Source organism: Glaesserella parasuis, from assembly GCF_002015085.1.
GTDB lineage: Bacteria > Pseudomonadota > Gammaproteobacteria > Enterobacterales > Pasteurellaceae > Glaesserella > Glaesserella parasuis.
The window spans coordinates 181,961-190,627 of the sequence record NZ_MUXW01000003.1 but is presented as its reverse complement, the minus strand read 5'-3'; the positions used below and the strand labels follow the sequence as shown (position 1 = coordinate 190,627).

9 protein-coding genes and 1 pseudogene are annotated in these 8,667 nt (G+C 38.5%); 1 reads left to right on the top strand and 9 read right to left on the bottom strand.

Annotated features, from left to right (window positions below; all coding sequences use genetic code 11):
* Positions 1–295: pseudogene (locus B0183_RS02465) on the top strand (hypothetical protein); the annotation flags it as partial.
* Between the two features lie 80 nt (positions 296–375).
* Here the strand turns inward: B0183_RS02465 and B0183_RS02460 are convergent.
* From B0183_RS02460 to B0183_RS02430, 9 genes are all read right to left on the bottom strand, one after another.
* Positions 376–1,989 carry a type I restriction-modification system subunit M gene (locus B0183_RS02460; protein ID WP_021111795.1) on the bottom strand — a complete coding sequence of 538 codons (1,614 nt, stop codon included), beginning with the start codon at positions 1,987–1,989 and terminating at the stop codon, positions 376–378.
* On the bottom strand, positions 1,986–2,234 hold the full coding sequence (locus tag B0183_RS12455) for a hypothetical protein (protein ID WP_207552010.1): 249 nt from the start codon (positions 2,232–2,234) through the stop codon (positions 1,986–1,988). Before B0183_RS12455 ends, B0183_RS02460 begins: the two co-directional genes overlap by 4 nt.
* Positions 2,235–2,266: 32 nt before the next feature.
* Complete coding sequence (locus tag B0183_RS12450) at positions 2,267–2,620, bottom strand: hypothetical protein (protein WP_207552009.1); 354 nt, start codon at positions 2,618–2,620, stop codon at positions 2,267–2,269.
* Entirely contained in the window at positions 2,587–3,081 is a 495-nt protein-coding gene (locus B0183_RS12445; protein ID WP_200859979.1) for a hypothetical protein, read from the bottom strand. The genes B0183_RS12450 and B0183_RS12445 overlap by 34 nt, the downstream gene beginning before the upstream one ends.
* 8 nt (positions 3,082–3,089) lie before the next feature.
* The gene (locus B0183_RS02450; protein WP_021110228.1) at positions 3,090–3,590 is read right to left on the bottom strand and encodes a restriction endonuclease subunit S; all 501 of its coding nucleotides are present in this window, start codon (positions 3,588–3,590) and stop codon (positions 3,090–3,092) included.
* Between the two features lie 76 nt (positions 3,591–3,666).
* The gene (locus B0183_RS02445; protein WP_078208275.1) at positions 3,667–4,380 is read right to left on the bottom strand and encodes a restriction endonuclease subunit S; all 714 of its coding nucleotides are present in this window, start codon (positions 4,378–4,380) and stop codon (positions 3,667–3,669) included.
* Between the two features lie 28 nt (positions 4,381–4,408).
* Entirely contained in the window at positions 4,409–5,176 is a 768-nt protein-coding gene (locus B0183_RS02440; protein ID WP_078208274.1) for a DUF1829 domain-containing protein, read from the bottom strand.
* Positions 5,173–5,637: a DUF6978 family protein gene (locus tag B0183_RS02435; RefSeq protein ID WP_412459324.1), complete on the bottom strand. Its 465-nt coding sequence runs from the start codon at positions 5,635–5,637 to the stop codon at positions 5,173–5,175. The genes B0183_RS02440 and B0183_RS02435 overlap by 4 nt, the downstream gene beginning before the upstream one ends.
* Before the next feature lie 23 nt (positions 5,638–5,660).
* Positions 5,661–8,621 carry a type I restriction endonuclease subunit R gene (locus B0183_RS02430; RefSeq protein WP_078208272.1) on the bottom strand — a complete coding sequence of 987 codons (2,961 nt, stop codon included), beginning with the start codon at positions 8,619–8,621 and terminating at the stop codon, positions 5,661–5,663.
* Between the last annotated feature and the right edge of the window lie 46 nt (positions 8,622–8,667).

Here is an 8,667-nt window from a genome sequence, read left to right as displayed (position 1 = left end):
TCGTTATTTTGGCGTATTAGTGCTAATGGATGCTAATTCAAATAATGTGATTTCCCATTACTTTGTGCGAACCGAAAAAGATATTTACTACAAACTTGCTCTAAATAGGTTAAGAGAAAAAGGCTATATAATTCAATCAATTACCTTCGATGGTTGGAGTGGTTTGATGAAAGATTTATTTAATACGCCAGCACAGATGTGTCAATTTCATATGGTGGAGATTATGATGCGAAAATTAAGAAAAAAGCATCAATCGCAACTATATGAGATAGCATATGCATTAAAACTGACATAGTAAAAATGGTCGCTATGCCTGAAATTTAGGGCTAACTTACATCAGCACCTAAATTCGTGTGGAGATGTATTAAAATGAATTTAAGGTAACAACGCTAGCCCCAATTCTTTCAAAAATACATTATGTTTAGCTGTTGCAACTTTGATTTTTGCATCCAAATCCATCAATACCTGATGATTGGCGGCTAAATCAATTTCTTCTTCAACAGCGGTATTATTAACATAGCGGGCGATGTTTAGGTTGTAGTCGTTATCTTCAATTTCCTGCACGGAAATGCGTTTGGCATAGCCTTGTGTTTCTTTGCGATATTGATAATGTTCGATAATTTTTGCGATATGCTCGTCAGTCAAACGGTTTTGACGTTTGCCTTTTTCAAAGGCATCAGCTGCGTTGATAAATAAAATATCGTCTTCTTTTTTGCATTTTTTCAACACCAAAATACAGACGGGAATCCCTGTAGAATAAAACAAATTGGCCGGCAATCCGATAACCGCGTCTATATTTCCATCGTTCAGCAATTTCTTACGGATTTTTTCCTCCGCCCCTCCACGGAACAATACACCATGCGGCAAAATAATAGCCATTGTGCCGTTATCACTTAAAAAGTGGAATCCGTGCAATAAAAAGGCAAAATCTGCAGCTGATTTGGGAGCAAGCCCATAGCCGTTGAAGCGGAAATCATTGGCCAAATCTTCTTTGGGATCCCAGCGGTAGCTGAACGGCGGATTGGCGACAACGGCATCGAATTCCAGTTTTCTTGCAGGATTCATTTCATTCAGAATATCCCAATCATTGATTAAAGAATCACCATGATGAATGGCAAATTCCGTATCCTTCACCCCGTGTAACAGCATATTCATTCTAGCCAGGTTGTAAGTGGTGATATTTTTTTCCTGTCCGTAGATTTTGCCGATATGTCCGCCGTTTTCCGCCATTTGATGACGCACATTGAGCAGCAATGAACCAGAACCGCAGGCAAAATCCAGCACGCTATCCAGTTTTTTCTTCTTACCGCTGGCGGGGTTTTGGCTATCCAGCGTTACGATTTGCGATAAAATAGTGGAAACTTGTTGAGGCGTATAAAATTCGCCTGCTTTTTTACCTGAACCAGAAGCAAATTGGGCAATCAGATATTCATAGGCATCACCCAAAGCATCGCTGTCGGCAGAAAATTCACTGATACCTTCAGCAATACGTTTGACAATTTCAGCCAATTTGTTGTTGCGCTCCGTATAGCTTTTTCCCAACTTTTCCGAATTCAGATTGATTTCGGAAAACAGCCCACCAAACGTGCTCTCAAAAGATTCGTTTTCGATATATTTAAAACCCTGTTGTAAGGTGCTTAACAACTCAGTGCTCTGCACTCTTGCCAATTCGGCAATACTGCCCCACAAATATTCAGGCTTAATCACATAATGCACTTTGCGTCGCATTTGCTTTTCAAAATCGGCGGTAAAGTCAGCATTTTCTTGATACCATACCGCCAAAGGCGTGCGCTTATCATCATTGCTTAATTGCGGATAATCCCTACCCAGCTCTTTTTGCGCAGCAAGTTCGTAATTATCTGATAAATAGCGTAAAAACAAGAACGATAGCATGTAATCACGAAAATCGTCGGCATTCATCGCCCCGCGTAATTGGTCGGCAATACCCCATAAGGTTTTGCCCAGTTGATTGAGTTGCTCTTGGGTCATTGTTGTATCTCTGTTAAATTAGGTAGATTAAATGGATATTTTGTTAAAAAATTTTCAAATATTTGTTTAAACAACTTTTTATTATCTTCATTCATCTCTCGCGGCTCATAAATAGAGTGATTTCGGTGGCTAAGTAAATTCAAAGCACGAGCATATAGAAATTCATCATCAATACCACTTAAACAATCAGAAAAATCATTGTAACCCAAGAAACTTGAAGTTTTTTCTAAGATATTTCTCATCATATTGAAGTGGTATCTATCAATTTTATTATCATCTACCGCTCTTTGTAGTTCTCTAAGATTCGCAACATGATGAAAGAAAGGAAATCATCTGTTGCTTGAAGATAAAGTTGATTAGTTATTTTATCTTTATATAAAAAGTATTTTCTATGATTTTGTTTTTTTAATTCATTGCACATTACATTAAAAAATAGTCCATGATGTGAGGAAATAATGACTTTAAAATTATCTTTATTATCTTTTAATAGTGTTGCTAAATCACAGGCAATGGCAATCGTGTTATTATCATCTAACGATGAGACAGGATCATCAATATAAATATATTTTACCCACTGATAAGATTCGTGTTTATCAGCTACCAACTGGCATAAAGCGAGAAAAAACACCAAATAAAGATGACTTCTTCACCACGTGAAATTTTAATTAATTTATCAGGGTTGTTTGGATGAGTAAAAGAAATAAACCAACTATTATAATCAATTATAAAATCAAATTCCGCATAACGATCTAAATAAAACCTAATATTGTTTTCTAATGGGAAACCATCTCTTAAAATATCAAAAAATTTTGATTCAGAATTAATCAATAATTTTGGTTCAAGTCCATCATTAGTGAAATCATTATTCCAGTAAAATAAATCCTCGGTGTAAGCATTAAAATACAGAGTATTGCTTACATTACCATTCTTTCTCTGATTCTGAGCTTTAACCTCCATGGACAAACGGGTTTTTCCCGTACCATTATAGGCATAAAGTAAAACAAAATTTTGATTATTGAGATCATCTCTAATTCTAGTAGCAAGTCCCTTCAAGGTTTTATATCTAGTTATTTTTACTTGATTATTACTCATCATCGCTCCTAAATATTTGGAAACAATTGCTGCATCAAGCCTTTCTTATGGGTTTTCAGACGGCCTATCCGTTCGTTTTGTTCGTTAATTAGATTATCCAGTGAAGACAGGCAATCTGCGATGGCTTGTTGTTCTTTTGGTGAGGTCGGTACTGCAACGGGAAAAATAGAAATTAAATTTAAATCTCCCCTAGGCATTTTCACGCCTTTTGCACCTTTCATCATATAGTCAATAAAATCATCATTTTTAATCGCAAATGACAGAAAAGATATATTTATACTTGGTTTTGCCCTAATGATGATAATATCATTTGAAGCCCCACCGTTCTTATCTGCCTGCCATACTTTTTTCAAATACGGTCGAATATTAGAAACCAAAATGTCATTTTTCTTATATGCAGTAACTTTTTCTGTTGTGGGTAATTTATTAGAAGCTGTTACCCCACCATAATCAGATAATAGGTTTTCAGTGCTGATATAATTTGGGGGCTCTAAATTTATAACTTCCATTTTTTCTTTTACAAAATATCCAACATTTCTTAACTCAACAACATCCCACCCCTCACAATTTTTAAATTGCGGAAATCTAAGTTTCGGATAAACTATCTTGCTTGCTTGCTTGCTTGCTTGCTTGCTTGCTTGCTTGCTTGCTTGCTTGCAAATCATTATGGCTTGGGAATAATTGCTGCATCAAGCCTTTTTTATGCTGTTTTAAGGCGGCAAGTTTTTGTTCCTGCAATTCGATTAATTCATCAAGTGAAGAAAGACAATCGGCAATTTTTTGTTGTTCTTCAAATAATGGTAGCGCTATTTTTAAACCAGCTGCTTGTTTATAAGAAATTGATTTTCCATCTCTCAAACTATTATTTAAATTATTTTGAATTTGTTGAATGAAACTGTCTCGTTTAAAATAAATTCTAAAGAAATAATTACAAATTTTTATTTTGGGGTAAAGTATTACATAGGCAGGTGAAATAATCCCCTCATATGCAGAATATTCAAATCCACCTTCAAAAGAACGTAAACTAATTACAAAATCTTCTGGCAATACCAGTTTATATCCATTCAAATTTTTCCTATCTCTAATGACAGATTTTTCCATTAATTCGTAAGGGATAACTCCTTTATCTTGAGTTGCAGCCAATATGGTCTTTTCAGGATGGTTTTTCTTTCCTCGTTCATCAAATAAATTTCCTAATATATCTTGTTTCCACCCCAATGCCGTCTGAAACTCAGGAAAACGAAGTTTTGGGATCACTCTTTCTTGTTGGTTTTGCTTATTCTGTTCTGAAGCATTCATTATTTCTACTCTTGAATTTGTATATTACTCAGGCAACCAGCCGTTCTACAACTTGGTTACGTTCTGTCCATAAAATCGGTTCGATATAGTAATTTCTTAGTGCGTCAATCGCCGAAGCTGCGACTTCCGTTTCGCTATTATTGAGCAAAACAAATAATTCGGAATTGGCCGCACGGTTTTCACGACTATCCGTCCATTTGAAAACCGTTGCTTCGATTGCATTTTTTTTCGGGTTGCCGAGCGTTTGCAAGATACGTTCGGGTTGTTTGCGCGATTTGGGGATGACAAAGTCAAACATATGGTCAAAGCCGCTTTTGCCGGTAAATTTGATATTGGGGATATAGCGTATATCCGAGTGATCCAGCCATTGCACCACATCTTCATAAAACAGGTTGGCAACGTAGGGCGAAGCCAAATAAAACAGGTCGTTAACCGCCAGCATGGCTTGCAGAAAGTTATGTTTTTTCAAGGCGAAATTTTCGGTGCTGGCTTTGAGTATCAAAGTTTCGCCGTCAAGCTGAACGCCGAATCCTGCCAAGGTCATTTTCAATAATGCTTTGCGCTTTTCACTATCCAAAGAACAACCGGAACTGATTAAATCATGAATGATATAGCCATCATCACTGAGCAAAAAACCGTTGGCTTCTTTGCGGATATAAAATTGCAAACAATCGTTATGGCGATCCAAATGCGGGGTGGTAACCTGCACCCAATCTTTATCGATTTGCTTTAAAGCCGTTTTGTCTTTCAGCCATTGGAGGTATTGCTCCATCAGGCTTTGTATTTCGTCAATCATATAAATAATTCTCTTTGAATCATGGGCTTGCCGATAATATGGCAATAATCCATAAATTTATCCAGTAGTTCATAAGGTCTGTCTAACACGGATTTGAGTTCATCAAGCAGCGGATAAGCCCATTTGTCGCCGTAGCCTTCACGGTAGAGATGGATATGCGGGCAAATAATCTCTTCACCGTCGGGATTGCGGTGTGGCGGACCTTCAATGTCGGGATTGCGGTGTGGCGGACCTTCAATATCCAAGCGAACCAATACAATGGCTTTTCTAGCTCTGGTTTGGAAGGTGATTTTTTCCAATGCGATATATCCTCTGGTTACATCCAAGTTAAAAGTTTCTTTTTTATCCATTGAGTGTAACGACAAGCGTAATGAACCGCCCATATAGGGAAATTTGTATTCTCCATTGCTGAAATCATATTTTCCCAATGTCAATAATGCATCTGCCTCTTGCTGTGTCAGCAGATTATTTATTCCTAGATTGTTTATTCATATGCCTTCAAGCCCGAAATTTCTTTTCCTTTTGCCATATTTTTCAGCAAGGGAACGAGATCTTCCATCAAGGCTAATTCTTTAATGCGCCGTTCTTTCCAGCTTAATTCCAAAGGTTCGAGCAGATCGGTGAGCTTTTCGCCGTCGAAAATCATGCGGTTTAGGATTTCTTCGATAAAGCCTCTCAAAGTATCGGTTGCAATACCATGTTTTTGCGCAAGTGCGGTCAGTTTTGCGTTTGTTTTTGCGTTTCTGAATGCCTGATAGCCGGCTTTAACTTCTTGTTCGTTAAGTGCTTCGCCCGCTTTCAGGCTGTCTATATAGGCAATGATGTAGTCTTTTTCATCCATCAAATCGCTGCTGGCGGCAACCAGCTCCGCCAATTGCTTGCGGCTCATCTGCTGTTTTTTCGGTTTGGATGAGTTTTCGGCAATCAGTTTCATGATGTAGTCGTAATCGATGGTTACGGATGAAAACAACACAAATTCAAAGTCTAATTGCTCAAGCTCCGGCGATGGTGGCGTTTTTCCATATAACGCTTGTTCTTTGATTTGTTGCGCCATATCCAGATACACGCCCTTAAAAGCGCGCTGGGTATCGCTTGGCAAAATATTTTCAATTGCCTGCTTTTGCTCTTCGCTTAAATCGGTATATTGCCCCAACTGGGTTTTGTAACGCTGCACTTCTTTAAACAGATTGATAAATCCGGCACGGGCGTTGTCGCCCTTCAGGTTATGTGCTTCAGACGGCATACAGGCCAATCCCTGTGATGACATGAAATCTTCCAGTTGCGTCATGGCGTTTTGCAGTTTGGTCATGACGATTTCCGCCGGATCAACAATCCAGATTTCTTTGGCTCGGTCTTGGTCTTGCCCTGAAAAACGCTTGATGGCTTCGTCTACTTGCGCCTGCTGCCCACGGAAATCCAAGATATTACCGTAGGGTTTGGCAGAATTTAATACGCGGTTGGTGCGGGAAAACGCTTGAATTAACCCGTGATATTTCAGATTTTTGTCTACATAAAGGGTATTTAAATATTTGCTGTCGAACCCTGTAAGCAGCATATCGACAACAATAGTGATGTCGATTTTGTTGCGGTGCGGATAGTCTTTATCGGGGTATTGGTGGTCTTTAATCCGTTTTTGCACATCTTGGTAATATAGATCAAATTCGCCGATACTGTGATTGGTGCGGTATTGTGCATTGTAGTCATCAATAATGGTTTTTAAGGCGGCTTTCTTGCCGTTCGGATCATCTTTATTGTCTTGTTCCTCCTGAGGCAAATCGGCTTGGATTTGGGCTATATCTTGATTGCCTTCGGCGGGTGGGGAAAACACGCAGGCGATATTAAGCGGCACGAAATCGGGATTATCCGCCTGAAACTTGGTTTGTGCTTCTTTTAAAATGCGGTAATAGTCAATCGCATCATTAATGGATGCGGTAGCAAAAATAGCATTGAAACGACGTTCGGAAGTGGCCACATCGTGTTTGCTTAAAACGGAGTCCACAATCGCCTGCTTGGTAACGGGATGATTGGCAGATACGGGCTTACCTCCCTCCGCCTTGTAATAATCAATATGGAATTTCAATACATTACCGTCGTCAATGGCATTGGTAATGGTGTAAGCGTGTAATTGCTGTTCAAAAATATCTTCGGTGGTCTGATAGAACGCATCTGTGCCGTCGATACGCTTGTATGTTGCGTTTTCTTCAAAAATCGGCGTACCGGTAAAACCAAATAATTGTGCTTTTGGGAAAAATTTCTTGATTGCCTGATGATTTTCTCCAAATTGGGAGCGATGGCATTCGTCAAAAATAAAAACCATTCGTTTATCTTTGAGTGTGCTTAATTGTCTATGGTGGGTACTATTTTCTTTGAGTGCCAACCCCAGCTTTTGAATGGTAGTTACGATAACTTTATCGGCGTAATCATTCGAAAGTAGGCGGTTGACTAAAGTAGAAGTATTGGTATTTTCCTCTACAGAACCTTCTTGAAAGCGGTTAAATTCTTCGCGTGTTTGACGATCGAGATCTTTTCGGTCTACCACAAACAAGCATTTATCAATATCAGGATTGTTTTTGAGCAGAGTAGAGGCTTTGAATGAAGTGAGTGTTTTGCCTGAACCTGTGGTATGCCAAATATAGCCGTTACCTCGGTTTTGGTGAATACAGTCCACAATCGCTTTGACGGCATAGATCTGATACGGTCTCATCATCAAAAGCTTTTGTTCGCTTGCTACCAACACCATATAATGGCTGATCATTTTGCCTAACGTGCATTTTTCCAAAAATTTATCGGCAAAATCATACAAGTAATTAATTTTATTGTTTGCTTCATCGGCAAGACGGTATACCGGTAAAAAACGTTCGTCTGTCTGAAAAGCGAAATGTTTGTTTTGATTGTTGGCAAAGTAATAGGTACTACTCTCATTGCTCACAATAAACAATTGCATAAAACACAGTAAACTGTTGCCGTAGCCGTTGCCTGTGTCATTTTTATAATTGATGATTTGCTCAATGGCTTTTTTGGGTGGAATTTGCAGGGTTTTTAGCTCAATTTCAACAACAGGTATACCGTTAATCAATAAAATCACATCGTAGCGGTGATGGCTGTTTTCCGTATTGATACGCAGCTGGCTGATCACTTCGTAGTCGTTTTTGCACCAATCTTTGATATTTACCAGCGTATAATTGAGCGGTGTGTCATCTTCGCGGATAAAGGTGCTAGTTTCACGCAGTCTCTTAGCAGCGGCAAAGACATCCGGTGTGATAATTTCCAATTTCAAGCGTTCAAATTCGCTATCAGTTAAATGAACGCGGTTTAATTGCTCGAATTTTGAGCGAAAATTTTCCTCCAGTGATTGTCTGTCACAAATATCTTCTCGAAAAATATACTTTAAATCTTGTAATTTCTTTATTAGTTTATTTTCGATAATGGATTCAGCATAGTTCATCATAAGCTCTATCAGTTCAAGCGAAATTTTGAGAATCTTAACACAA

Bases quoted from the DNA above. Each gene is read 5' to 3' on its own strand.
- B0183_RS02445 (WP_078208275.1), bottom strand. From the start codon at position 4,380: ATGAATGCTTCAGAACAGAATAAGCAAAACCAACAAGAAAGAGTGATC.
- B0183_RS12445 (WP_200859979.1), bottom strand. From the start codon at position 3,081: ATGAGTAATAATCAAGTAAAAATAACTAGATATAAAACCTTGAAGGGA.
- B0183_RS02460 (WP_021111795.1), bottom strand. From the start codon at position 1,989: ATGACCCAAGAGCAACTCAATCAACTGGGCAAAACCTTATGGGGTATT.
- B0183_RS02440 (WP_078208274.1), bottom strand. From the start codon at position 5,176: ATGATTGACGAAATACAAAGCCTGATGGAGCAATACCTCCAATGGCTG.
- B0183_RS02430 (WP_078208272.1), bottom strand. From the start codon at position 8,621: ATGAACTATGCTGAATCCATTATCGAAAATAAACTAATAAAGAAATTA.
- B0183_RS02450 (WP_021110228.1), bottom strand. From the start codon at position 3,590: ATGGAAGTTATAAATTTAGAGCCCCCAAATTATATCAGCACTGAAAAC.
- B0183_RS12455 (WP_207552010.1), bottom strand. From the start codon at position 2,234: ATGATGAGAAATATCTTAGAAAAAACTTCAAGTTTCTTGGGTTACAAT.